This is a genomic window from Bacillus sp. 01N45 (genome assembly GCF_056399205.1).
On record NZ_JBFTQW010000010.1, the window covers coordinates 20,240 to 46,934 of the forward strand.

General features: G+C 34.3%; 20 protein-coding genes and 2 pseudogenes. 21 read left to right on the forward strand and 1 reads right to left on the reverse strand.

Annotated features, from left to right (window positions below; all coding sequences use genetic code 11):
- Positions 1–262: 262 nt before the first annotated feature.
- From colA to AC1DMU_RS21290, 7 genes and pseudogenes are all read left to right on the forward strand, one after another.
- Positions 263–3,160, forward strand: coding sequence for a collagenase ColA (gene colA / locus AC1DMU_RS21260; protein WP_088061762.1), 2,898 nt, complete (start codon positions 263–265; stop codon positions 3,158–3,160).
- Between the two features lie 245 nt (positions 3,161–3,405).
- Complete coding sequence (locus tag AC1DMU_RS21265) at positions 3,406–3,954, forward strand: NfeD family protein (protein WP_001173145.1); 549 nt, start codon at positions 3,406–3,408, stop codon at positions 3,952–3,954.
- A 12-nt stretch (positions 3,955–3,966) separates the two neighbouring features.
- Positions 3,967–5,541 (forward strand): flotillin family protein, encoded by a 1,575-nt coding sequence (locus tag AC1DMU_RS21270; protein WP_000154996.1) that lies wholly within the window; start codon positions 3,967–3,969, stop codon positions 5,539–5,541.
- 234 nt (positions 5,542–5,775) lie between these two features.
- A pseudogene (locus tag AC1DMU_RS21275) lies at positions 5,776–6,810 on the forward strand (HAMP domain-containing protein); the annotation flags it as partial.
- Positions 6,811–6,891: 81 nt separating this feature from the next.
- Positions 6,892–7,752 (forward strand): methyl-accepting chemotaxis protein, encoded by an 861-nt coding sequence (locus AC1DMU_RS21280; protein ID WP_371399490.1) that lies wholly within the window; start codon positions 6,892–6,894, stop codon positions 7,750–7,752.
- Between the two features lie 152 nt (positions 7,753–7,904).
- The gene (locus AC1DMU_RS21285; RefSeq protein WP_088061766.1) at positions 7,905–9,515 is read left to right on the forward strand and encodes an ATP-binding protein; all 1,611 of its coding nucleotides are present in this window, start codon (positions 7,905–7,907) and stop codon (positions 9,513–9,515) included.
- Positions 9,515–10,207 (forward strand): response regulator, encoded by a 693-nt coding sequence (locus AC1DMU_RS21290; protein ID WP_088061768.1) that lies wholly within the window; start codon positions 9,515–9,517, stop codon positions 10,205–10,207. The genes AC1DMU_RS21285 and AC1DMU_RS21290 overlap by 1 nt, the downstream gene beginning before the upstream one ends.
- A gap of 47 nt (positions 10,208–10,254) precedes the next feature.
- Here the strand turns inward: AC1DMU_RS21290 and AC1DMU_RS21295 are convergent, their stop codons facing one another.
- Positions 10,255–11,559, reverse strand: a complete 1,305-nt coding sequence (locus tag AC1DMU_RS21295; RefSeq protein ID WP_088608948.1) for a CitMHS family transporter — start codon at positions 11,557–11,559, stop codon at positions 10,255–10,257.
- Positions 11,560–11,812: 253 nt separating this feature from the next.
- On the opposite strand from AC1DMU_RS21295, the gene AC1DMU_RS21300 reads away from it, so the two are divergent.
- From AC1DMU_RS21300 to AC1DMU_RS21365, 14 genes and pseudogenes are all read left to right on the forward strand, one after another.
- Positions 11,813–12,067 carry a hypothetical protein gene (locus tag AC1DMU_RS21300; protein ID WP_087983445.1) on the forward strand — a complete coding sequence of 85 codons (255 nt, stop codon included), beginning with the start codon at positions 11,813–11,815 and terminating at the stop codon, positions 12,065–12,067.
- A gap of 131 nt (positions 12,068–12,198) precedes the next feature.
- Positions 12,199–12,702: a nitrous oxide reductase accessory protein NosL gene (locus AC1DMU_RS21305; protein WP_001259409.1), complete on the forward strand. Its 504-nt coding sequence runs from the start codon at positions 12,199–12,201 to the stop codon at positions 12,700–12,702.
- Positions 12,703–12,992: 290 nt separating this feature from the next.
- The gene (locus tag AC1DMU_RS21310; protein WP_097890741.1) at positions 12,993–13,865 is read left to right on the forward strand and encodes an ankyrin repeat domain-containing protein; all 873 of its coding nucleotides are present in this window, start codon (positions 12,993–12,995) and stop codon (positions 13,863–13,865) included.
- 646 nt (positions 13,866–14,511) lie between these two features.
- Positions 14,512–15,216, forward strand: a complete 705-nt coding sequence (locus tag AC1DMU_RS21315; RefSeq protein WP_048562841.1) for a metallophosphoesterase family protein — start codon at positions 14,512–14,514, stop codon at positions 15,214–15,216.
- A gap of 150 nt (positions 15,217–15,366) precedes the next feature.
- A complete protein-coding gene (locus AC1DMU_RS21320) occupies positions 15,367–16,038 on the forward strand; it encodes a response regulator transcription factor (RefSeq protein WP_088061772.1) in 672 nt (223 codons plus the stop codon).
- On the forward strand, positions 16,035–17,285 hold the full coding sequence (locus tag AC1DMU_RS21325) for a sensor histidine kinase (RefSeq protein WP_088061774.1): 1,251 nt from the start codon (positions 16,035–16,037) through the stop codon (positions 17,283–17,285). Before AC1DMU_RS21320 ends, AC1DMU_RS21325 begins: the two co-directional genes overlap by 4 nt.
- 206 nt (positions 17,286–17,491) lie before the next feature.
- Positions 17,492–18,313 carry a transporter gene (locus AC1DMU_RS21330; RefSeq protein WP_088061776.1) on the forward strand — a complete coding sequence of 274 codons (822 nt, stop codon included), beginning with the start codon at positions 17,492–17,494 and terminating at the stop codon, positions 18,311–18,313.
- 13 nt (positions 18,314–18,326) lie between these two features.
- Positions 18,327–19,076, forward strand: coding sequence for a C39 family peptidase (locus tag AC1DMU_RS21335; protein ID WP_142291672.1), 750 nt, complete (start codon positions 18,327–18,329; stop codon positions 19,074–19,076).
- 282 nt (positions 19,077–19,358) lie between these two features.
- Positions 19,359–20,372 (forward strand): annotated as a pseudogene (locus AC1DMU_RS21340) (HAMP domain-containing protein); the annotation flags it as partial.
- A gap of 120 nt (positions 20,373–20,492) precedes the next feature.
- Positions 20,493–21,311 carry a methyl-accepting chemotaxis protein gene (locus tag AC1DMU_RS21345; RefSeq protein WP_434087966.1) on the forward strand — a complete coding sequence of 273 codons (819 nt, stop codon included), beginning with the start codon at positions 20,493–20,495 and terminating at the stop codon, positions 21,309–21,311.
- A 78-nt stretch (positions 21,312–21,389) separates the two neighbouring features.
- Positions 21,390–22,994, forward strand: coding sequence for a sensor histidine kinase (locus AC1DMU_RS21350; protein ID WP_088061780.1), 1,605 nt, complete (start codon positions 21,390–21,392; stop codon positions 22,992–22,994).
- Positions 22,991–23,698, forward strand: coding sequence for a response regulator (locus tag AC1DMU_RS21355; RefSeq protein ID WP_088061782.1), 708 nt, complete (start codon positions 22,991–22,993; stop codon positions 23,696–23,698). The genes AC1DMU_RS21350 and AC1DMU_RS21355 overlap by 4 nt, the downstream gene beginning before the upstream one ends.
- Positions 23,699–23,820: 122 nt before the next feature.
- Positions 23,821–25,167 (forward strand): 2-hydroxycarboxylate transporter family protein, encoded by a 1,347-nt coding sequence (locus AC1DMU_RS21360; RefSeq protein ID WP_000512729.1) that lies wholly within the window; start codon positions 23,821–23,823, stop codon positions 25,165–25,167.
- A gap of 59 nt (positions 25,168–25,226) precedes the next feature.
- Positions 25,227–26,426, forward strand: coding sequence for an NAD(P)-dependent malic enzyme (locus tag AC1DMU_RS21365; RefSeq protein WP_075310641.1), 1,200 nt, complete (start codon positions 25,227–25,229; stop codon positions 26,424–26,426).
- Positions 26,427–26,695: the final 269 nt, after the last annotated feature.

Genomic DNA, 26,695 nt, shown 5'->3' on the forward strand with positions numbered 1-26,695 from the left:
CCACCTTTGTTTAATAAAGTTAACAATTATATTAACTATAACAATTAAAAGATCAATTGTCAAAAAATTCGATTTTTATCTTGTGTAAAAGGACAGTTTAATCGCTATGGATTCATAATTATTGGAGGTTAGATAAAGGTAAGTCTGTTCACGATATGTACAAAATATAGGAAGAAATAATATGAAATATTGCATTTTATATTGTTGTATCTAGATTTTATGTTAAATTCTTCAAGGGAATATATAAATAGGGGGCAATGATATGAACAAGAAATCAAAGATTAATAAAGTGATGCTTAGTATTAGTACAATGGCGCTATCGTTAGGAGCAATTCAAACGAATGTATCAGCAGAAGAAAAGGTGCCATACAATGTATTGCATTCGAAACCAGTTGGGATTGAAAAACCAGTAGATGAGATTGGACATGTTTCTAAAGCAGAGGAAACATTATCGTTTCAAGAACGTTTAAAAGTAGGAGACTTTTCACAGCGACCAGCATCTATTATGAAGAGCTCAGAAGTAAAGCAAATTAAAGAAAGCTATTCAATGGCTGATTTAAACAAAATGAATAATCAAGAATTGGTTGAAACGCTAGGAAGTATTAAATGGAATCAAATTACAGACTTATTCCAGTTCAATGAAGATGCAAAGGCTTTTTATAAAGACAAAGGGAAAATGCAAGCAGTTATAGATGAATTAGCTCACCGAGGTAGTACGTTTACGAAAGATGATTCAAAAGGAATTCAAACGTTTACAGAAGTGTTACGTTCAGCTTTTTATCTCGCATTTTACAATAATGAATTAAGTGATTTAAATGAGAGAAGCTTCCAGGATAAATGTTTACCTGCTTTAAAAGCAATTGCAGCCAATCCAAACTTTAAGCTTGGTACATATGAGCAAGATGCAGTCGTATCTGCATACGGTAAATTAATTAGTAATGCTTCAAGTGATGTGGAAACGGTTCAATACGCATCGAATATTTTAAAGCAATACAATGATAATCTTCATACGTATGTAGACGATCGTATGAAAGGACAAGCTGTATACGATATGATGCAAGGTATTGATTATGATATGCAATCTTATTTATTTGAAACTCGTAAAGAAGCAAAAGATACAATGTGGTACGGGAAAATAGATGGATTTATTAATGAAATAAATCGTATTGCTCTTTTAAATGAAGTAACACCAGAAAATAAGTGGCTCGTTAATAATGGAATTTATTTTGCTAGTCGTTTAGGGAAGTTTCATAGTAATCCAAATAAAGGTTTAGAGGTTGTTACACAAGCAATGCATATGTATCCGCGTTTAAGTGAGCCGTATTTTGTTGCAGTAGAACAAATTACAACAAATTATAACGGAAAAGATTATAGCGGTAATACGGTAGATTTAGAGACGATACGTAAAGAAGGAAAAGAACAGTACTTACCAAAAACGTATACATTCGACGATGGATCTATCGTATTTAAAACAGGAGATAAAGTATCAGAAGAAAAAATTAAGAGACTATACTGGGCTGCAAAGGAAGTAAAAGCACAGTATCATCGTGTAATTGGGAATGACAAAGCATTAGAGCCAGGTAATGCAGACGACGTATTAACGATAGTAATCTATAATACTCCAGACGAATATCAGTTAAACAGACAACTGTATGGATATGAAACAAACAACGGTGGCATTTATATAGAAGAAACAGGTACATTCTTTACATATGAGCGTACGCCAGAACAAAGTATTTATAGTTTAGAAGAGTTATTCCGTCATGAGTTTACTCATTATCTTCAAGGGAGATTTGAAGTGCCAGGTTTATTTGGAAGAGGAGATATGTATCAAAATGAGAGATTAACTTGGTTCCAAGAAGGAAATGCAGAATTTTTCGCAGGATCTACTCGTACAAATAATGTAGTACCGAGAAAGAGCATCATTAGTGGATTATCATCTGATCCTGCAAGCCGTTATACAGCAGAGCGCACATTATTTGCTAAATATGGTTCCTGGGATTTCTATAATTACTCGTTCGCATTGCAATCTTATTTATATACACATCAATTTGAAACATTTGATAAAATTCAAGATTTAATTCGTGCAAATGACGTGAAAAATTATGATGCCTATCGTGAGAATTTAAGTAAAGATTCTAAACTAAATAAAGAGTATCAAGAGTATATGCAACAGCTAATTGATAATCAAGATAAATATAATGTACCGGAAGTAGCAGATGATTATTTAGCTGAACATGCACCAAAATCGTTAACAGCAGTAGAGAAAGAAATTAGTGATACGTTGCCAATGAAAGAGGCAAAAATGACAAAACATAGCTCCCAATTCTTTAATACATTTACATTAGAAGGCACATTTACAGGTAGTGTAACAAAAGGTGAATCTGAAGATTGGAACGAAATGAGTAAACGAGTAAATGAAGCACTAGAACAACTGGCGCAAAAAGAATGGAGTGGCTACAAAACTGTTACAGCATACTTCGTCAATTATCGTGTGAATAGTTCAAATGAATTTGAATATGATGTAGTCTTCCACGGTATCGCAAAAGATGATGGAGAAAATAAAGCTCCAACGGTTAATATAAATGGACCTTATAATGGGCTTGTAAAAGAAGGAATTCAATTTAAAAGTGATGGCTCAAATGATGAAGATGGAAAAATTGTTTCTTATTTATGGGAATTTGGAGATGGCAGCACAAGTGCAGAAGTTAATCCAATACATGCATATGAAAGAGAAGGAATTTATAAAGTAGCGTTAAGAGTAAAAGATGATAAAGGTAAGGAGAGCAGAAACGAAACCACTGTTACGATTAAAGATGGAAGTTTAACAGAATTAGAACCAAATAATCGTCCAGAGGAAGCAAATCGTATCGGGTTAAACACTACTATAAAAGGTAGCCTTATCGGCGGAGATCACACCGATGTTTATACATTTAATGTAGCATCAACGAAAAATATCGATATTTCCGTTTTAAATGAGTATGGAATCGGGATGACATGGGTGCTTCATCATGAATCAGATATGCAAAATTATGCCGCTTACGGTCAAGCTAATGGAAATCATATAGAGGCAAAATTTAATGCAAAACCAGGTAAGTATTATTTGTATGTATATAAATATGATAATGGCGATGGAACGTACGAATTATCAGTAAAATAAGTGCTTTTCCAATGTATGTTTAACTTTACTTTTTGTGGAAAATAGTATATTATATAGATATATAATATATCGGTTATTTACTAGGAGGAGCCTGTCACAATAGGTTTCTCCTGTTCTTTTTTAGGGGCCTGTCTTACAGGCTTTTCTTTAAAGGGTAAATAACTGAAAATTAAGAACTATAATCTTTGAAAGAGGTGGGCATACACATAACAAAAAAGGGATTGTTTAAGAGAGGGGGATAAGAAATGGCTTTGTTTGGTTATCCACTTGAAACAATTTATTTATACGGATTTATTATTGCTACTATACTCACTGTTATTTATATCTTTTTTGGAGATATATTTGAATCCATATTTAGTTTTGGAGGCGGATCTGTATCCGTTGTTACTTTATTACTTAGTTTTTTCGCCATGTTATGTGGACTTAGTTATATAGGAGAATATTTATTTTCCTTTAATAGCATTCTTATTTTCGGGTCTGCATTTGCTATATCCTTTATTGGTGTTTTCATAATGAAAATATTAATTTTAAAGCCGATTGCAGAAGCAGAACAAAACACTGTGCAGCGTATGGATGAATTTATTGGTTGTAAGGGAGAGGTCATTACGACTATTCCTACAGAAGGGTTTGGTGAAGTATTAATTTCCTCCCAATTTGGAAACAATGCAATCCTAGCTAAAACAGTTGGAAAGAAAGATATTTCACAAGGAACTGAAGTTATTATCGAGGGAGTCCAAGATGGTGTTCTGCTTGTACAGAACATTGCTTATTCTTTAAAGAAACCAAAATTATAAGGGGGAATTTACATGACGATTCCATTAATTATCGGTGGAGTATTACTCGCAATTTTAATTCTACTCATTTTAGTATTCATTACAAAGTATCGAACAGTTGGACCAGATGAAGCATTAATTGTTACTGGAAACTGGCTTGGTGGCGGGAAAAATGTAGTTACCACTGATGATGGAAAGAAGATTAAGATTATTCGTGGCGGCGGTACTTTCGTAGTTCCGATTATGCAAAGAGCAGAGCCTTTAAGTCTATTAAACTACAAATTAGAAGTGGGAACACGTGATACGTATACGAAACAAGGTGTACCGATTACAGTAAATGGTGTTTCTATTATTAAAGTAGGGTCTACCATTGAAGAAGTTTCTACAGCAGCTGAACAATATTTAGGAAAAGAAACAGAAGAGTTGAAAATAGAAGCAAAAGAAGTTTTAGAAGGGCATCTACGTGCTATTTTATCTTCTATGACAGTAGAAGATGCCTATAGTAATAGAGAGCAATTTGCTCAAAAGGTACATGAAGTAGCTTCTACAGATTTAAAGAAGATGGGACTTCGCATCGTTTCCTTTACAATTAAAGAAATCATGGATAAGAACGGTTACTTAGATGCACTTGGTCAGCCACAAATTGCGATGGTTAAGCGTGATGCAACAGTTGCAAATGCAGAGCGTGAAAAAGAGGCGCGAATTGAAAAAGCTCGTGCTGAGAAAGAAGCGAAAGAAGCTGAGTATCAACGTGATGCACAAATCGCTGAAGCTGAAAAACATAAAGAGTTAAAAGTACAATCTTATAAGAGAGACCAAGAACAAGCTCGCGCAGATGCAGATCTTTCCTATGAATTACAACAAGCAAAAGCGCAACAAGGTGTTACAGAAGAGCAAATGCGAGTTAAAATCATTGAGCGTGAAAAGCAAATTGAATTAGAAGAAAAAGAGATTGCGCGTCGTGAAAAGCAATATGATGCCGAAGTAAAGAAAAAGGCAGATGCAGATCGCTATGCTGTTGAACAATCAGCAGAAGCGGAAAAAGTAAAACAAATGAAAAAAGCAGATGCAGATCAATATAAAATTGAAGCGGAAGCAAGAGCACGTGCAGAAGAAGTTCGTGTAGAAGGTTTAGCGAAGGCGGAAATCGAAAAAGCGCAAGGTCAAGCAAAAGCAGAAGTACAAAAAGCACAAGGTACAGCGGAAGCAGATGTTATCAGATTAAAAGGTTTAGCAGAAGCGGAAGCAAAACAAAAAATTGCAGAGGCATTTGAGTTATATGGCCAAGCGGCGATTATGGATATGGTTCTTAACATGCTTCCAAGTTATGCGAAGGAAGTTGCAAGCCCACTTAGCAACATTGATAAAATTACAGTTGTCGATACAGGTGGCGGTGGTAAAAATAGCGGTGCCGGAAAAGTTGCAGGTTATGCGACTGATTTAATGGCAACGATGCAAGAAACATTAAAAGCTTCTTCTGGCATTGATTTAAAAGAGTTATTAGAAGGATTTGCTGGAAAAGGAGCAGTACAACAATTATCAAACGATAAACCTGTTGTATCTGTAGTAGAAGATGCGAAAAAAGAAGTAGAAAAAGATAAAGAATAGTAAAGCGGTAGGAACCTCTAGTAAGTGAGATACTAGAGGTTCTTCTGTGAATTATAATATTTCGAATAATATACATTTTTATATATTGTTTTAATTATTTAATTTATATAGAATGAAAAAGGTATGTATCAACTCTTCAATAGAGAAAGAGTTGATACATTTGAATCGTATGATTTATATAAAGAAATTAAATGTAAAACAATTACATTTAAAACGGTATGGAGGGGTAGAAATATGTTTCAAGGGAAATTAAGGAGTAGTAGTTTAAAAGCAAAGTTACTTGTGTCATTTGTTATCATTTTGATTCTTCCAAGTATTGTAATTGGTTGGACGTCTTATCAGCAAGCGAAGACAAACTTTAATGAGACGATTTCACAATCGGCGAAAGACAATATAAAAATTTTGGATAATGTAATTAATAAAGAATTGGATAGTAAAAAAGTAGATGCAGTTTATTTTACGAAACTATTTACACAATCAAATTACCAAACGGATCAAATACAAAATATCCAAAATAAACTAGAAGAATATAATAAGTTACATCCAGAACTGGAAGCCATCTATACTGGATCCAGCAATGGGCAGTTTATTCAATCACCGTCTATTCAAATGCCAGAAGGATATAATCCTACAGAAAGAGATTGGTATAAAGAGGCAGTGAAAAAAAGTGGAGAAGTAATTATTACAGCTCCATATAAATCAAAAACGACAGGAAATATTGTTATTACAATAGCAAAACAAAATGAGGATAAGAGCGGTGTTCTTGGTATTGATTTAATTATTAATGATATCGTAAACACTTCAAAGATGGTTAATATCGGTAAAAGTGGATATGTAGCAATTTTTGATCAAGATAAAAATGTGGTAGCACATCCAACGATGAAGCCAGGTGATAAGGTAGAAGAGAAACTTGAAAAAGAGTTGTACAAACAAGAAACAGGTGATTTTAATTTCAGATTAGATGGTGAAGATCGTCATATCACTTTTAAAACAAATAAGATAACTGGATGGAAAATAGCAGGAATTATGCCTGCAAAAGAAATTATTGAAGCTGCTGAACCTATTTTCTATAAAACGATAACTGTTATTGGTATTTCATTAATAATTGGCGGGATTTTAATTTACTTCATAATTGCTTCTATTATTAATCCGTTAAAACAACTTGTTATATCGTCGAAAAAGATTAGTGAAGGCGATTTAACAGAATCCATTACAGTTCATTCTAAAGATGAAATTGGACAGTTAGGAGAAAGCTTTAACGAGATGGCAGCATCATTACAGAATGTCATTTCCAATATAAATACTTCAGCAGGTCATGTAGCGGCATCTTCAGAAGAATTAACAGCTAGTATGAAGCAGACGAGTGAAGCAACGGAACAAATTACACAAGCGATAGAGCAAGTGTCGAGTGGAGCGGAAATACAAACGAAAGAAGTCGAAGAAGGCGCAACATTATTAGAAGAAGTTACAGAAGGAATTCAACGTGTGGCAGACAGTTCTTCATTAGTATCCACAGCATCTATGTATACGAAGAAAAAGGCTGAAGATGGTGGGAAGTTAGTTGAACAAACGGTGAATCAAATGCAATTAATCCATGAGTCTGTTTCACAATCAGATAAAGTTATTGTTTTGCTAGATGATAAGTCGAAACAAATTGGAGCAATCCTTGAGGTAATTCAACATATTGCAGAGCAGACAAATTTATTAGCATTAAATGCTGCAATTGAGGCTGCGAGAGCTGGAGAACAAGGAAGAGGATTTGCAATTGTAGCAGATGAAGTGCGAAAGTTAGCAGAACAATCAGGACAGTCTTCTACGGAAATTGGAAAACTAGTAAAAGAGATACAATTTGACATAAAAGAAACAGTAAGCTCTATGAAGCAAGTTGGAACAGAAGTACAATCAGGACTTGTAGTTGCAAATGAAACGAAGCAAAGCTTCGCTGAAATATTGAAGTCTACAGATGATACAGTTGTACAAATTGATAGTATGGTAGAAGTAGCGGAACAAATGACAGTAGATGCAAAACAAGTTAGTGCATCTATTAATGAAATTGCAGCTACAATTGAAGAAAATGCAGCAAGCGTTCAAAATATTGCTGGTTCTTCAGAAGAACAATTAGCTTCGGTAGATGAAATCAATGCAGCAGCAGTTCATTTATCGCAAATGGCAGAAGAATTACAAGAGATGATTGGGAAATTTAAAGTGTAATAAAAAATGTTAAGAAACGAGGTAGTAATTGTACTTCGTTTCTTTTTTTGTGAAGATAAAAATAAAGAAATATAGAGTAACCGTGTTATGATTAGTTGTAATCGCAAAAGACTGTAAATTCATTAAATTCTATCTTTAATTATGTTAGGGGAATGGTTTTGAAATTTAAAAAGTTAAAACTACAACCGAGAATCACAATAACAATTAGTACACTTATTCTAGTCGTACTTCTATTAACAAGTTATTTATTTTATTACATATTGTCTGAAACGGTAGAAGAGCAAATTGGGAAACGGGCTTTGCATGTTGCGAAAACAGTTGCTGCTATACCTGAAATAACGGAAGCTTTTCAAAAAGAAAACCCAGCTTCTATCATTCAGCCAATTGCAGAAAAAATTCGAATTGATACAGATGCTGATTTTATTGTAGTTGGAAACAAAGAGGGGATTCGATATGCACATCCTAAGCGAGATAAAATAGGAGAAGCAATGGTTGGTGGAGATAATAAAGGAGTTCTAGTAGAAGGAAAATCTTATATTTCGAAAGCAACTGGATCATTAGGTCCTTCATTACGCGGCAAAGTTCCAATCCGTAATCAGGAAAATGAAATTATAGGCGTGGTGTCTGTTGGATTTTCAATGGATGATATTCATGGAGCGGTAGAAGTATATGGAAAGCGTGTATTTTGGATTACAGTAATAGGTCTTTTAATCGGGATAATTGGTTCTATATATTTAGCCGGAAGTATAAAAAGAATGATGTTTGGGATGGAGCCAGAAGAAATTTCATCTTTATATGAAGAGCATAGTACAGTGATTCAATCTGTACGTGAAGGGATTATTGTAATTGATCACAATGGCATGATTAGTTTAGTCAATCAAGCGGCTTATGATATTCTTTCGTTAGATGAACAGCGTAATATTATTGGAGAATTTATTTTAAATGTAATTCCTAATTCAACGATACTAGATGTACTTCAAACTGGTGAAGAACAGTTTGATCGTCAATTAAATATAAAAGGGCAGGCTGTTATTGCGAACCGTCTACCTATTAAAGTGAAAAATAAAGTAACTGGCGTCGTATCGAGCTTACGTTTGAAATCTGAAATGGATCAGTTAACAGCAGAGTTATCTCAGACGAAGCAATATACAGAGGCATTACGAGCGCAAACGCATGAATATAACAATTTGTTGTATACGCTTTCAGGTCTTATCCAGTTAGAATCATATGAAGATGCTTTAGAGCTTATTCATAAGGAAACAGCGGTATATCAAGATTTTGTTCAATTTATTATGAAGCGAATTCAAAATCCATGGTTAGGTGGAATTTTAATTGGATTCTATAATAGAGCGCGAGAGTTAAAGATTGATTTTATGCTAGATCGAGAAAGTAGCTTAGATAAATTAAGCCCGCATATTGAGAGTAATTACGTCGTTTCTATTTTAGGAAATTTAATTACGAATGCATTTGAAGCAATTGAAAGAAATGAAGAGAATGATAAGAAGGTAAGGATGTTTGTAACTGATATTGGAGAAGAGATAGTAATTGAAGTGGAAGATTCAGGACAAGGGATTCATGATGAAGTCATTACTAGCATATTTTATAAAGGCTTCTCGACGAAAGAAGGCGGGAAACGAGGATATGGATTAGCAAAAGTGAAAGAGTTAGTAGAAGATTTAAATGGAAGTATTGCAATCGAAAAAGGGGATTTAGGTGGTGCATTATTTATTATTGCATTACCAAAAGAGAGAGGCGAATTGTAATGGGTGAGGAGATTGAAGTATTGATTGTAGAAGATGATATTCGAATTGCGGACATTCATCGTCGTTTTACTGAAAAGATTGAGGGATTTAAAGTAATTGGAACAGCAACGACTGGAGAACAAGCGAAAGAATGGCTAGAGTTTGTGAAGCCACAACTCGTTTTATTAGACGTGTACTTACCTGATATGCAAGGAACCGAACTTGTCACATATATTAGGAATAATTTGCATGATACAGATATTATTATGATTACAGCTGCATCGGAAACAGATGTAGTGAGGCACGCTCTACGAGGCGGAGTAACAGATTATATCGTAAAGCCACTTATGTTTGATCGATTTAAAGCGAGTTTGGAAAGTTACCAAAAAAAGATTGTGCAGTTAAAAAAAACTAATCAATTATCTATAGAACAAATTGAACATTTATGGTCTCAAAGAGGCGTAAAGGGAAATGAAATAGAATATGCCCCGAAAGGGATAGATCCTTTAACTTTAGCAAAAATAAAAAAGCATATGTTAGCAGTTGATGAAGAAGGTATTACGGCAGAAGTGTTAAGCTCAATGGTTGGGGTAAGCCGATCAACAGCGAGGCGTTATTTAGAGTATTTAATATCTGGAAAGAAAGTTCATGCGGAGCTTATATATGGGAGTGTAGGGAGACCAGAAAGAAGGTATTTTCTTGTTTCTTCATAACAAAAAAACAGTAGAGAATTACATTTCTTCTACTGTTTTTTTACGTCTTATATTGGAATAATTCCGATTACAATTCCCGTAATTAACATCACCATTGTCGTTCCAACAGCCCAAAGTAACGTAAAGCGTTGATGTTCACCAAAATCAACTTTGGCCATTCCGACTAATAAATAAGTGGAAGCGACAAGAGGACTTAATAAGTGAACAGGTTGCCCGAGTAATGAAGCACGTCCCATTTCAGCTGCACTAATTCCGTAAGTAGCGGCAGCTTTCGTTAAAATAGGTAATACTCCGAAGTAAAATGCATCATTGGACATGAAAAATGTGAACGGCATACTAAGAAGAGCTGTAATAATCGGTAATTGTGGTCCAAGAGCGTCTGGTATAAGAGTGACTACACTTTGAGCCATTGCATCTACCATTTTTGTTCCTGATAAAATACCAGTGAAAATTCCAGCGGCAAATACGAGAGAAACAACGGCTAATACGTTTCCTGCGTGAGAAGCAATACGTTCTTTCTGTTGTTCTAAGTTCGGATAGTTAAGCATAACAGCAATGGCGAAAGCGATTGTAAATAAAACAGGTAACGGCATAACTTCTAGTATGAGACAGACAAGTAAGGTAACAGTTAATAAAAAGTTAATCCATAGAAGTTTAGGGCGTTTATGAACGGCAGCTTCTACTGTGGCAGCTTGCTCATCCATCGTTTGCATTTGTTTTAAGTATTGTACATCCATAATTCCTAATCGTTTTCTTTCTTTTTTGCCAAGATAGTAAGCAACGAAAACGACCCAAATTGCACCAGCGATCATTCCTGGTATAAGTGGTGTAAAGAGCTCTGATGCGTCTAGTCCAAGAGCACTCATAACCCGAGCTGTCGGTCCGCCCCACGGTGTAAGATTTGTCACTCCTGCTCCTAACATAACAACCCCAGCTAATATAAGTGGATTCATTCCAAGGCGTTTATATAATGGGTACATTGCGGAAACCGTAATCATATACGTTGTTGTTCCATCCCCATCTAATGAAACGATAATAGTAAGAATCGCTGTACCAACAACAATTTTTAAAGGATCTCCTTTTACAAATTTCAAAATCCTACTAATGACAGGATCGAATAAACCGCTATCAATCATAATTCCAAAATACAAAATAGCAAACATAAGCATAATACCAGTAGGTGCTAGTTTTTGAATTCCTTCTAACATCATAGGTCCCATATTTGCATAAAAACCGCCAATTAATGCGAAAGTAATTGGAATTAATATTAATGCTACTAGTGCTGACATACGTTTCGTCATAATTAAAAACATAAAGACAAATACCATCGCAAATCCAAGTAGTGCTAACATGTAATCTCCCCCTCAAGAATGATTGCGCTTTCAAAATGTAACGAAAATTCAGAAAAAGTGTTTTTTATTTATCATAAAAGCATTCATTCAAATGGTAAATAATTTGAAAAATAACATCATTAGAAGCATAATTTTTATTTTGGTCATTTTGTTCACGGTAGTTAATTTGAATTTTTAAAAAGTAAGCTGCTCTCCGTAAGAATGGTAGAATAAGATGAAAATATTGAAGTGTGAAATAGGGAGTAGATTTTATATGAAAACGAGAATTGAAGAGATTTATAGTTCTTATGAAGGAAAAGTAGAAGAGATTTTTGTTAATGAATCTTCTTACGTATATGAGTGGGAAAATTTAATGATGATCCGAAAAAATAACGGTGAGCTTGAAAAAGTTGCGGTCGGTATTAGTGGAAATATAAGGTTAGTAAATGTAGTTGTTGGTCAGCAAATTAATACAGATACATTATTAGTTAAGTTAGAAGACGATTTATTAATTACAGGTTGTGAATGATGAGAGATGTGTAGAAATGGCTACACATCTTTTTTGGTCTTTATATTACAAAAAGTACATTATTTTTTCACAAATCTCACACAACTTTTTGATATGCTCCTTGTGGAAGATACGGTTAGGGAGGAAGTAAAATGAGAACAAAGTATGTGACACTTGCTATATGCTTATTCTTTGTCTTTACAATAGTAGGATGTGGTAAGAAACAAGCAGAGGCTGTAGCAATTGATGAGAAACATGATAAGTGTGATATTTGCCAAATTGGGGTAATGGATAATCAATTTGCAACAGAAGTCATTTTAGAAAATGGAAAAGCGTTAAAGTTTGATGATATCGGTTGTATGTATAAATGGATGGAGATTAATCCAGGTGAAAAGACGAAAGAAAAATTTGTTCGAGATTATGATTCGAAAGAGTGGATTTCGTTAGAAGATGCGACTTACGTATATGATAAAACAATAACGACACCGATGGCTTATAATGTCATTTCATTTGAAAATAAAAAGGATGCAGAAAACTTTGTGTCTAACTATAAAGGGAAAGTTCTTTCATATAAAGAGCTAGCAGAGCATAAATGGGAAATGAATAAAGAGATGATGGGGAACCCGAAAAAGGGAAATCACGGTGGTCATCATTAATACTAAAAAAAGACAACTACATAAGTTGTCTTTTTTAGTATTACTCAGGTGCAAATATAGAAAAGGTGTAAAAATTTTAGAAGAACGGTTACAATGGAATATAGTAACCTAAAGCAATCATTTATGTACTTTTTAGAAATGTATACAAATGCGGTAAAATCGTGCTAAACTAATTGCTTCATAATGTTAATGATGAGGCCATCAGGCACATCATTCCAATAGGTTGAGAAACATAGTATAGGTTTTAAGATAATCCGATTAAAGAAGGAATATAAAGGGCTTATGGATAAATGTACTCAAGAAGAGTTATTGTATGTGATGGAGGAATGGTTAAGAAAACATTATCTTTCATAGGAGCTGTAGTTGTGAGAAAACAAAAAATTTTATTATGTATGTTATTAGGACTTTTAATGACGGTAGTGGCTTGCGATAAGCAAGAGGAGCCAGAATCGAAACCGGTTCATGTGAAAAACGAAAAGAAAAAAGAAAAGCATAAAGAACAGGAAGAACCTAAAGAAGAAAAAAGTATAAATTTAATGGACAAACAGTTGCTACTTTCTGCGACTCTTGGAGACACGGAAACAGCTATGAAGCTGATTCAAGATGGAGCCAATATAAACGTAGAAGGTGACAACGGAGAAACTCCTATCCTTGCAGCAACGTATCAAAATCATGTAGAGACAGTTAAAGCATTAATTGGTGCAGGTGCTAATATTGAAAGGAAAGATGAGAAACAAAGTAATCCATTTCTTTATGCAAGTAGAGAAGGATATACAGACATTGTAAAGCTACTAATTAATGCAGGGGTTAATACGAAAGAAACTACTAAATCAGGTGGAACAGCACTCATTTCTGCATCTGAACGTGGCCATGTAGAGGTCGTAAAAGAGTTATTAGAGCATACAGATATTGATGTGAACTATAGAAATGATCGTGGTGGAACAGCTGTAGTAGAAGCAATCGTATTAGGAAATGGTAGTGAAAACCATAAGAAAGTAATTCAAATGCTTATTGACCACGGGGCAGATGTAAATTTGGCCAATAAGGAAAATATTACGCCACTGCAATATGCTGAAAAAAGAGGTTTTAAAGATATTGCAAATATGTTGAGGTTAGCTGGAGCGAATGAAGTCGTACAGCCACAACCACAACCGGTGGAATAACAAGATAAAGAAATAAAAAGTACGAAATAATCTCATTTAGATAGACAGAATGAAGAAGTCATTTAGTATGATGGATTCAGTAATGTGTATTTGAATGGGATTTTTGTTTTGAAAAAATTGTTTGAAGAGAGGGTATAGTCAATAAGGAGGATAAAACAATTTAAGCCGAGATTTTACTTGTTTATAACCAACTAGGAATAATAAAGTGTGTAAATGAACATGGCAATAAGAAAGCCGTATCCCAAAAAAGGATACGGCTTTTTTTACAAGGAGATAAGGGATCAAAAAAATGAAGAAGTCTTATCTCTTTTATATGAGTAAAGGGTCTAGAATGAATCTTGTCCTTTTCATTATTTATTTAACTCCATTGCAACTTGTTTGCCATTTACGAAAACCTCTGCCACCGCTACTACAACTTCCATCACTTTTTTCATGTCTCATCTCTCCTTGTTTTTTGTTTCATTTCTTACTTTTAGTATAAGGAAATATAGCACTTGCAACTATCGAATTGGATGACAAGAGACTTACATTGTTGTAAGGACAATCGTTTTATTTGTAATAAATGTGATTTCGAATATGGATTCAGAAATTTCTGTTGTTTTGAACTATAATTAGAAAGAGAGTGGCTTAGAAAGAAGGGGATAATATGAAAAGAATTCTTGTTATTAGTGATATTCATGGAGAAATAGAAAAGTTCGAACAGTTATTAGAAGAAGCTCAATATGATGCAAGACAGGATCAATTGATTTTATTAGGGGATTATGTAGATCGTGGTCCCAATGCGCGTGCTGTAATTGAAAAGGTAAAAGCGTTAAAAGAAGAGGGAGCCCTCGTTCTAAAGGGTAATCATGAAGATATGATGATTAAAGCGTTAACGACTGATGAAGAACGTTCATGGAACCATTGGGTAAAAAGGAATGGTGGAGATAAGACTTTATACAGCTATGGCTTTGTAGAAGAAGATATTGTGGTTAATGAAGAAGCCTTCCAAAAACCAATTTTACAATCGCATGTTTTAGAGGAACATGTAAAATTTATTCAAGAATTAGATCATTACATTGAAACAGAAGAGTATATATTTGTACATGCCGGTGTTGAGCCATTGAAGCGAGTTTCGGAATGTGAACCATATACGTTAATGTGGATACGTAATGAGTTTCATAGTGGGTATAGTGGTGAAAAGGTTGTTGTATTTGGTCATACGGAAACAAAAACGTTTCATGGTAGTGAGAATTGCGGCGTGTATTTTGGGAGTAATCGTATTATAGGGATTGATGGCGGTGCTGTATATGGTGGCCAGTTAAATTGTTTAGAATTGCCGAGTAAAAAGGTGTACGTAGTAAAAAGTTGAAAGAGATAAGGGGAGTCTTATTTCTTTCAATTTTTTATTAAGAAAAATTTAAGAAAGAATTTTTATAATAAATCATTCAAATTTTATATTGAGAAAAACGTTAAAATATAATTATAAATAGAATTGAACAATATGGTGGAAGGTGAGAATATGCGCTTACTCGTAGTAGAAGATAATGCTTCTTTATTAGAGTCTATTGTCCAAATATTACGCGATGAATTTGAAGTAGATACAGCATTGAATGGGGAAGATGGATTATTTCTAGCGTTACAAAATATATATGATGCCATTTTACTTGATGTGATGATGCCAGAAATGGACGGTTTTGAAGTAATTCAAAAAATACGTGATGAAAAAATTGAAACACCAGTCCTATTTTTGACAGCGAGAGACTCTTTAGAAGATCGCGTGAAAGGCTTAGACTTTGGTGGGGATGACTATATCGTTAAGCCATTTCAGGCTCCAGAGTTAAAAGCGAGAATTCGTGCTTTATTACGACGAAGCGGTAATTTAACAACAAAGCAGACTATTCGTTATAAAGGGATTGAACTGTTCGGAAAAGATAAAGACGTTCAAGTAGATGGACAAAGTACGAAGTTAACATTAAAACAATATGAGCTTCTAGAGTACCTTGTTCAAAATAGCGGAAAGATTTTAATGCGTGAACAAATTTTTGATCGTGTTTGGGGATTTGATTCAGATACGACAGTAGCAATTGTAGAAGTGTATGTACATCATTTACGTAAAAAATTAGAGCCATTCGGTTATCAGAAAGATATTCAAACTGTTCGAGGTATTGGATATATATTAAAAGAACAATGAAAAAGGGAAGCATGTTTCAGAAAACACGCATTCGATTGACTATATTGAATTCATTAGTATTTATTATCTTGATAGGTGTATTAGGCAGTATCATTTATTCATACACATATAATCGTATTTATAATGAAGTAGATAAATCGATAGGAAAATCCGTTCAGCATAGAAAGAATTCAGATGATAAAAAACTACCTAAAAAAATTAGGGGATATCCTCCGATTGGGGATCCAAGGATAACGGAGTTAACTTGGCTTGGAAACACAGTGGAGATAGGCATTGAAAACGGCAAACGCCGTTTTATCTTTGAAGATAATTTGGAAAAGTTTTCTCCAAAGAAATTAGGAACTTTGCAAGATATAGAAGTGCAAGGGCAATATTTTAGAACGTTTGCATTTCAACAAGATACAAAAATAGTTCAAATTGTACGCGATATAACAGCTGAAAAAGAAATGTTAAATACTTTATTTTTAATTCTTGTTATTGGTTGTAGTGTAGGAAGTTTATGTGCAATAGGCATCGGCTTTTTCTTAGCCGGCAGGGCACTCATACCCATTCAAAATTCGTGGGAAAAACAGCAGCAATTCGTTTCGGATGCATCACATGAATTAAGGACACCACTTGCAGTTATTCAATCAAAAACGGATGTGTTATTCCAGTCACCATCTGCGACAATAGAAGAAAAAGCGATGGATATTTCTACGATTTCAAAGGAGTGTAGACGGTTATCTAAGCTTGTAACTAACTTATTATTGTTAGCACGTTCGGATTCTAATCAAATTGAGATGGATAAGAAAACATTTGAAATGGATAAATTGTTAGAAGAAATAGTAGATCCATATAAGGAAATTGCTTCATATCAAGAAAAAGAGATGATATTGAAAGTAGAACATGACATATCATTTATGGGTGATAGAGAGAGAATTCATCAAATGATGGTCATATTGTTAGATAATGCGATGAAGTATACAAATGGGGGCGGACATATTCAAATCGATTGTACGCAAACGAGCAGCTCAATTCATATACGAGTGAAAGATGACGGGATAGGGGTTAAAGATGAGGACATCCCAAAATTATTTGATCGTTTTTATCAAGGTGATAAAGCGAGAAGTGCGTCAGAAGGAGCGGGATTAGGCCTTTCAATCGCAAATTGGATTGTAGAAAAGCATTATGGGAAAATATTAGTAGATAGCAAATGGGGAGAGGGTACTTGTTTTGAAGTGAATTTCCCTAAAAACCAAAGAATATAAGTGAGAAGACGATCTTGTTTTTACAAGGTCGTCTTTTTTTAAGGGAAAGTTAAGAAACTATTTATAACATGTATGATATACAGAAAGTTCGCCCTATGAAGAAGCGATTATAAAAAGGTATTTGAGCAGATTATATCGATCATAATGTTATTTCGATTATGTATAGGGAATGATGGAAAAGAAAGTGTAAGAGGGAGGAATTAATTTTGAAAAAGAAAATGATGACGGTATTCACTATTGGAGTAATGAGCTTAAGCATATTAGGGGGTGCCTCTCCTTCTGAAACATCACAAGGAAAGACAAATTACACGCAGCGCAGTAAAGAACAATTAAATAATGGAAAGATACATGCGGTGCATACAGAAGAAAAGGCGGAGAATCTAGGTATTGAAACGGAAGGGAAAGAACAAATTACGCTAGAAAAAGAAATTCATGAGACGGAAGTAGGAAGAGAAGCTGAACAGTTAGGAATTTCGATTGAAAGAAAAGACGTTGGAACTCTTTCAGAAGAAATCTATGAAACAAAAGTGAAGCAAGAAGCGTTAAAGCTAGGCATATCTATAGAAAATACAACGATTGTAAATTTAATTAATCAAATTAATACGATTAAAATTAATGATGAAGCGGATAAATTAGGCATTTCGACAAATGGAAAAGAAATAGAAGACATTGCGGAAGAAATCTATGGAACGAAAGTAAGAGAGGAAGCAGGGAAGTTAGGTATTTCACAAAAAGAAAAAGAGATAGAAACGTTAGCGCAAGAAGTGTATGAACAAAAGGTGCAGGAAGAAGCAAAAAAATATCATATTGATTTGTATGGTAAAGATATATATCAAGTATTAAGCGAAATTAATGAACAAAAAGTGTTACAAATGGCAGATGAGCTTAATATGGATAAAACGAATATGAACGTTCAAGAATTAGCAGAAAAAATTAAAAAAGATCAGCCTGAAAAAGGAAAAGAACTAAATTTTGTACCGGTGATTCGCACGGATGCTGATGCGTTTTATTCTTATTTAACGAACTAAAAAGGGCGTGAGAGTGATACGGAGATGGAAGTGGTATATATGTATGGCTTTACTAGCTATAGCAGTATGGAATGTATATAAAAATGGCATTACAAAGTATGTGGAGAAGTTAACATTCTTCAATATACAAAGCGGAAAAGAAGCAGATTTTAGTAATAATGATGAAAAGGTCATCTTATCGAATGTACCTTTAATTCAGCAATTACCAGAGCTAGATAGAGGCTGTGAAGTGACTAGCTTAGCGATGATGTTACAATATGCAGGCATTACAGTGGATAAGATGCAATTAGCAAATGAAATAAAGAAAGTTGATTTTATGAACGATGGTGTACGTGGAAATCCGAATGAAGGATTTGTAGGGAATATTTATACCTTTTCTGAATCTGGATATGGTGTATATCACGGACCACTTTTTCAATTAGCGAAAAAGTATTTACCTAATAAAGCTGTGGACTTAACAGGGAAGAGTATAGAAGAACTTTATAAGAGTGTACAATCAGGACAACCGGTAGTTATGATTACGAATGCAACATTTGCGCCATTAGATGAAGATGAATTTACTACATGGGAAACAAATAGCGGAGATGTTTCTATTACGTATAATGAACATTGTGTAGTACTGATTGGATACGATGAAGAATTTGTATATATTCGGGATCCTCTCGAGGATAGCCTAGATGTAAAAGTGCCGAGAGGAAAATTTGAAAAGGCATGGATGCAAATGGGGAGTCAGGCGATTAGTTATGTGAAAAGCTCTAAATGAATTAGTAAGGAAATAGATGTAAGGAACTGTAAGAGGAGTTTTTGTGGGTGTTTTTTGTTAAGAAATAAGAGAACCTCAGCTTATATAATAAGCTGAGGTTCTCTTATTTTTTATGATTAAATATTTAGAAGTAGTGAATATGTAAAAATGCATAATTGACAAAAAAATTACATGTTATCATTATATATTGTTTTATATATGTTACTTGTATAAAATTACACAAGTATCCACATTACATAAAGGAGGATTATTATGCAAAAAATATTTAACTGGGTTAAATGTATGAGTGTTAAGAAAAAATTAATCATTTCATTTTTTCTTATTTTAACTATACCAGGACTTATTATCGGTGGTGTTTCATATCAAACTGCCAAAACAAATTTTGAACAACAAATTACAGGTAAAGCAAAGGAGAATATTTCAGTTTTAAATACTGTTATTTCTCAAAATATAGAAGAGAAATTTGTTGATGCGGCGTACTTTGCAGACATTTTAACAGAGGATACATATCCAAACGGACAAGAAGAAATAGTAAGAACGAAGTTAACGCAATATATAAAACTTCATCCAGAAGTAGAAGGTATTTATATTGGAACACAGGCAGGAAAGTTTATAAGAGAACCATTTATCCAAATGGCTGATGGGTATAATCCAACAGATAGATCTTGGTATAAAGAAGCACATGAAAATAAAGGGAAAGTAATTGTTACTGCACCATATCAATCAGCATCTACTAAAAATATGGTAGTGACAATTGCTAAAGAAGTAAAAGATGGTAAAGGTGTTATAGGAATTAACTTAAATTTAGATAACATCTTAAAAATTTCCAAAATGATTAACATTGGTGAAAAAGGTTATGCAGTTATTCTAGATCAAAATAAGCAAATTGTTAGTCATCCATCTAGAAAACCAGGTGCAAAAGTTACTGATCCGTGGATTAAACCAATTTATGAAGAAAAACAAGGAAATGTGTCTTATACAGAACAAGGTGATAAAAAGAATTTAATCTTTGCAACAAATGAGAAAACAGGATGGAAAGTAGTCGGGGTTATGTTCGACGAAGAAATTACCGAAGCTGCGAATCCAGTGTTTTATAAGACTTTGATTGTCATTGCTATAGCTATTGTATTTGGTAGTGTATTAATTTATTTCATTACAAAGTCTATTACAAGACCATTAAGAAAAATAGCTGACTCGGCACATAAAATTAGTAAGGGAGATTTGACAGAGAAAATTACAATCCATTCCAAGGATGATATAGGGAAATTAGGGAATTCATTTAATGAAATGTCTGCCTCTTTACAAGATGTGATTACTCAAATTAGTTTTTCAGCAGAACATGTCGCTGCATCGGCTGAAGAGTTAACAGCGAGCGTACAGCAAGCAAATGATGCGACAGATCAAATTACAATTGCAATGGAACAAGTATCAGGTGGGGCTGAATCACAAAGTCAAGGTGTTGAAGAAGGTGCGGCTACATTACAACAAGTAAATACAGCAATTCAAGATGTAACTGGAAGCGCGGAATCAATTTCTATCTCCTCATTACATGCGAGAGAAAGAGCTGAAGAAGGGGAAGAATTGGTTGAACAAACAGCAAAACAAATGCAGTCTATTTCTAAATCGGTATCCGAGTCAGATGCTATTATTAAACTTCTTGATGAGAAATCAAAGCAGGTAGGAGCTATTTCTGAAGCGATTCAAAACATCGCTACTCAAACGAACTTATTAGCTTTAAATGCGGCTATTGAAGCGGCAAGAGCAGGTGAACAGGGCCGAGGGTTTGCTATTGTAGCTGATGAGGTTAGAAAATTAGCGGAGCAATCAGGAGAATCATCTGGAGAGATTGCAAATTTAATTGCAGAAATTAAGGCGGATATTGAACATACTGTTAAGGCGATGGATAATGTGAATGGAGAAGTTCAACAAGGCCTTGATGTTGTAACAAAAACGAAAGCAAGTTTTACGGAAATTTTAAGTTCTACTACACATATTGTTTCTCAAGTTAATCAAATGGTAGAAACAACGAAGAGAATTGCTGGAGATGCAAATGAAGTGACAAATGCTATTGATGAAATTGCAGCGGCTGCAGAAGAAAATACAGCTAGTATGCAAAGTGTTGCTGCTTCAACAGAAGAACAAGTGAATTCAATGGAAGAAATTAGTTCAGCTTCGCAAAACTTAGCTGGGATGGCCGAAGAACTACAAGCGATGACTAGTAAATTTAAAGTATAATAACAGCAGATAAGTAAGGTGATATTATTTTCACCTTACTTATTTTTCTATTCAGCAATTAGGGGAGTCATTAACGGGATGAAAAAAAGAAAAAGACTATGGAATTTATGGAAAACGATTACATTGTTAGTTTGTACAGTTGTAATTTTTTCTTTACTTGTGACAGATATATTAATTAGTCATAATGTAGAACGGACGACGGAGGATAGCCAAGCAGAGAAAGCAAAAACAATTGCACACATTGTGGCGAATGATTCAATTGTAATCGATGGTTTGATTGGGAAGGCAGATACTTCTGCAATCCAAACGTATACAAATAGAATATTAAAAAACACAGGTGTTCAATTCATTGTAGTTATGGACATGAATGGAATAAGAAAATCACATCCAAATCCTCAAAAAATAGGCTATCATTTTATTGGGGGAGATGAAGGGCCTGCATTGAAAGGAAAGGAACATGTATCGCTGGCAGAAGGAACTTTAGGTATTTCAATGCGAGTGTTTGTACCTGTATTTTCTGAAACAGGTGAACAACTTGGAGCGGTGGCCGTTGGTATTTCAGCAGATAATGTAAAAGAGAGAGTTAGGGAAAGTAGACATATCATTTACATTGGTGTCGGAGTTGGAGTACTAGTTGGAATTATAGGAGCAATATTGCTAGCTAGACATATAAAGAAAAGTTTATTCGGTCTTGAACCTCACAGGATAGCGAAAATTCTTGAAGAAAGAAATACGATGCTACAATCTGTAAAGGAAGGTATTATTGCTGTAGATAAAGAAGCCAATGTAACTTTAATAAATAATGAGGCAAAACGATTGTTTAAGAAAAGTGGACTTGAAGAAGATTTTATCGGTAAAGATGTTGAGTTGTATATGCCTAATTCACGTATAAAAGAAGTATTACAAACGGGAGAAGTACAATTAAACGAAGAACAAAATATTTATGGAATTACGATTGTGACGAATCGTGTTCCTTTATATGTAAAAGGAGAAATAGTTGGTGCAATTGCAACATTTCGTGATAAAACAGAGGTTAGAAAATTAGCAGAAGAATTAACTGGTATTAGACTATATGCGGAAGCATTACGGGCACAATCGCATGAATTTATGAATAAAATGCATGTCGTATTAGGACTTACACACATGAAGCAGTATGAAGAATTACAGAAGTATATAAGCGGTATGGTATCAGAGCATCAATATGAAATTGGTGGGGTTATGGAGAGAATAAAAAGTCCAGTATTTGCTGGTTTTTTACTTGGGAAACTTAGCTATGCTAGAGAGAAAAATATAAAATTAATCATAAGTGAAGATTCTTACATGCCGGAAATAGATGATGAAAGTATTATTCATGAACTAATTACGATTGTCGGAAATTTAATTGATAATGCATTAGAGGCAGTGATGAATTGTGAAAAGAAGCAAGTTGAACTTGAGATACAATATGGGGATACATTAATCATTACAGTACAAGATACGGGGAAAGGTATACCAGAAGAAGAAATAGGGGCATTATTTACGAAAGGTTATTCCACAAAGGGAGATAACCGTGGTTATGGTTTGTATCTTGTAAAAGAAAGTATACAGCGAATAAATGGGGAAATTCATATGCATTCATTAGTAGGAAAGGGAACAACGATAACAATTGAAATACCTAAAGGTAGGGATGAGAGGCAAATATGATTAAAGTTTTAATTGTAGAAGATGACCCGATGGTAGCAATGTTAAATACGCATTATTTAGAGCAAGTAGGAGGGTTTGAACTTGTTCAAGCAGTTAACTCCGTTAAAGAAGCGATAGAAGTATTAGAGGAATTACGAGTAGATTTAGTATTACTTGATATTTTTATGCCTGAAGAAACTGGATTTGAGCTTTTAATGTATATTCGGAACCAAGAAAAAGAAATCGATATTATGATGATTTCAGCTGTACATGATATGGGGAGTATTAAAAAAGCATTACAATATGGTGTAGTAGATTATTTAATTAAACCATTTACATTTGAACGATTTAAAAAGGCGTTAACTATATATCGAGAAAAGCTTACTTTCATGAAAGAACAACAAAAAATTAGTCAATCGGAATTAGATTCGTTAATTTTGCAAAAAGAAAAAAGAGAGCCTACTGTCACTAAAGAGCTTCCGAAAGGATTAACGAAGCAAACGATGCAATTAATTTGGCAAAAGATCGAGTCGCTGAATGGACGAGCGTTTACAACAGATCAAATGGCGCAATTAGTTGGAGTTTCAAGAGTTTCTATTCGAAAGTATGTAATGTTTTTGACTGAAATTGGAGTATTAGAAAACGAAATGGTGTATCAACATGTAGGAAGACCAGTGAGTAAATTAAGATGTATTGACCAAAATAAAATAGAGTTTTACGTATAAGCGACTTATTATAAGTCGCTTATACTTTTTTTAATTACAAAATCAATTACAAAACTTACAAAAACTATTTTTACTATTGAAAGCGTTTTAATATTGTTATTAAGAAAACAAGGAGGTGCCATATGGGAATTCAAAAGAATGTGGAAGCGGTATCATTTTCTGGAGGAAATGAAGTACAAAGAGAATCTTTCGCTTCTAAAATTATGAATGTAAAAATCGGTGTTATACCTTTACCGTTATATGTAGTATTGGCTGCTATTATTTATGGGGCATCTGTATATAATAAATTGCCAGCAGATATGATTGGTGGATTTGCAGTTATTATGATCATGGGTATTTTCTTAGGCGACATTGGAATGAGAATTCCAATTTTAAAAAATATCGGCGGCCCGGCAATACTTTCATTATTTATTCCATCATTACTTGTATTTTTTAACTGGATGAATCCAGCTTCAATGGAAGCTGCGACTATGTTAATGAAAAAATCGAACTTTTTATATTTATATATTTCTTGTTTAGTAGTCGGAAGTATTTTAGGAATGAATCGTAAAGTATTAGTACAAGGTTTCGTTCGTATGTTTATACCTTTAGTAGTAGGGACGTTAGCTTCTGTAGCGGTAGGATTATTGGTCGGTTCACTATTTGGATTTGAAATGAAGCAAACATTCTTCTTTATCATCGTACCAATTGTGAGTGGTGGTATTGGGGAAGGGATTTTACCATTGTCGCTAGCTTATAGTGATATTTTAAATGAATCATCAGCAACGTTTGTATCACAACTTATTCCAGCGGCTATTATTGGAAATATGTTCGCAATCGTGAGTGCAGGGTATATGAAGCGTTTAGGTGAGAAGAAACCGGAGCTTAGTGGTAACGGTGTATTAGTGAAAACAGACAATCAAGCAGAGTTATTAAAAGAACAAAATACAGAGAAGCCAATTGACTTCTCATTAATGGGAGCAGGTTTATTAATTGCGTGTACGTTCTTCATCTTCGGAGGATTTGCTTCTAAGTTCATCGGTATTCCTGGGGCAATCATTATGATTTTCTCAGCAGCACTTGTGAAATACTTTAAATTAATGCCAGCAAAAATGGAGCAAGGAGCATTCCATTTATATAAATTCATTTCGAAGAATTTAACTTGGCCGTTAATGGTTGGATTAGGATTGCTATATATTCCGTTAAAAGACGTAGCAGCAGTTCTTTCAGTAGGATATGTTGTTGTGTGCGCATCAGTTGTTCTTACAATGGTAGCATCAGGTTTTCTTGTAGGGAAAGTGATGAAAATGTATCCAGTTGAATCAGCAATTGTAACGGGATGTCATAGTGGTTTAGGTGGAACTGGAGATGTTGCTATTTTATCAGCTTCAAATCGTATGGAATTAATGCCGTTTGCCCAAATTTCAACACGTTTAGGCGGGGCAGCAATGGTTGTAACAGCGACAATTTTATTGAAAATGTTTTCATGATCAAACAAGCTAGCTATATTCATATAGCTAGCTTGTCAATTTAAGGGGAGATTATAAGTATGTTAGATAATCAAATTAATGAAAGATCATTGTTACTGCATAAAGAATTAGTAGGGAAAATTGAAATTACAAGTAAAGTAGAAGTAAATTCAGCGGATGATTTAAGCCTGACATATACACCAGGTGTAGCGGAGTCTTGCAAAGCAATTGCGGCGGATGAAGAAACAGTGTATGACTATACGGCACGCGGTAATATGGTGGCTGTTATCTCAGATGGAACAGCGGTACTTGGTTTAGGGAATATTGGACCGAAAGCAGCTATGCCTGTTATGGAAGGGAAGAGTATTTTATTTAAGAAATTTGCGAATGTAGATGCTTTCCCGTTATGTTTAGGTACGACTGATGTGGATGAAATCGTTACTCTTGTGAAAAATTTAGAGCCTACGTTTGCAGGAATTAACTTAGAAGATATTGCGGCACCACGTTGTTTTGAAATTGAAAAGCGATTAAAAGCAGAAACAAATATTCCTGTATTCCATGATGATCAACATGGGACCGCTATTGTCGTCTTAGCAGCTGTTATTAATGCATTAAAAGTTGTTAGCAAACAAATGGATAATGTGAAAATTGTTATTAACGGTGCGGGTTCGGCAGGAATTGCAATTGGAAAATTATTATTAAAAGCTGGTGCAAAGCGCATTACGTTAGTTAGCTTAGAAGGTATTGTTTGTGAAGGTGAATCATGGATGAACGAAGCACAAATTGAAGTTTCCAAAAAGACAAATCGAGAATATGTGCGTGGAGCGTTAAAAGAAGCGATTCATCAAGCTGATATTTTTATTGGCGTATCTGCTCCTAACGTATTAACGAAAGAACTTGTACAAACGATGAATGAGAAAGCAATTGTGTTTGCTATGGCGAATCCAATTCCAGAAATCTTCCCAGAGGATGCATTAGAGGCTGGGGCAGCTGTAGTAGGAACCGGGCGCTCGGATTATGCGAATCAAGTAAATAATGTATTGGCGTTCCCAGGGATATTCCGTGGTGCGTTAGATGTGCGCGCGACTGATATTACAGAAGAGATGAAATTAGCGGCAGCATATGGGATCGCTAACATCATTACGGACGAAGAACGTAATGCGAATTATGTAATCCCGAATCCGTTAGATAAAAGAGTTGTTCCAAGTGTTGCGGAAGCTGTAGCGAAAGCAGCCATTGATTCAGGTGTGGCGCAAATTATGAAAATACCAAGTTATTAATAGCTAAAAGCAGTGCCTAAAAAGGCACTGCTTTTTTGAGATAAGAAATCAAAATAATGAAGAAGTGTAAAATTATTTATTTGTGTGTCTTCACTATTTATTTAATTCCATTGCAACTTGTTTACCATTTACTAAAACCTCAGTTACTGCTACGATTACTTCTATCATTTTTTTCATCTCTCATCTCTCCTCGTGTCATTTCTTACTTTAAGTATAAGAGAAGAGAGATACTTCAACTATCGAAGTACATGACGTAGAAATTACATTGT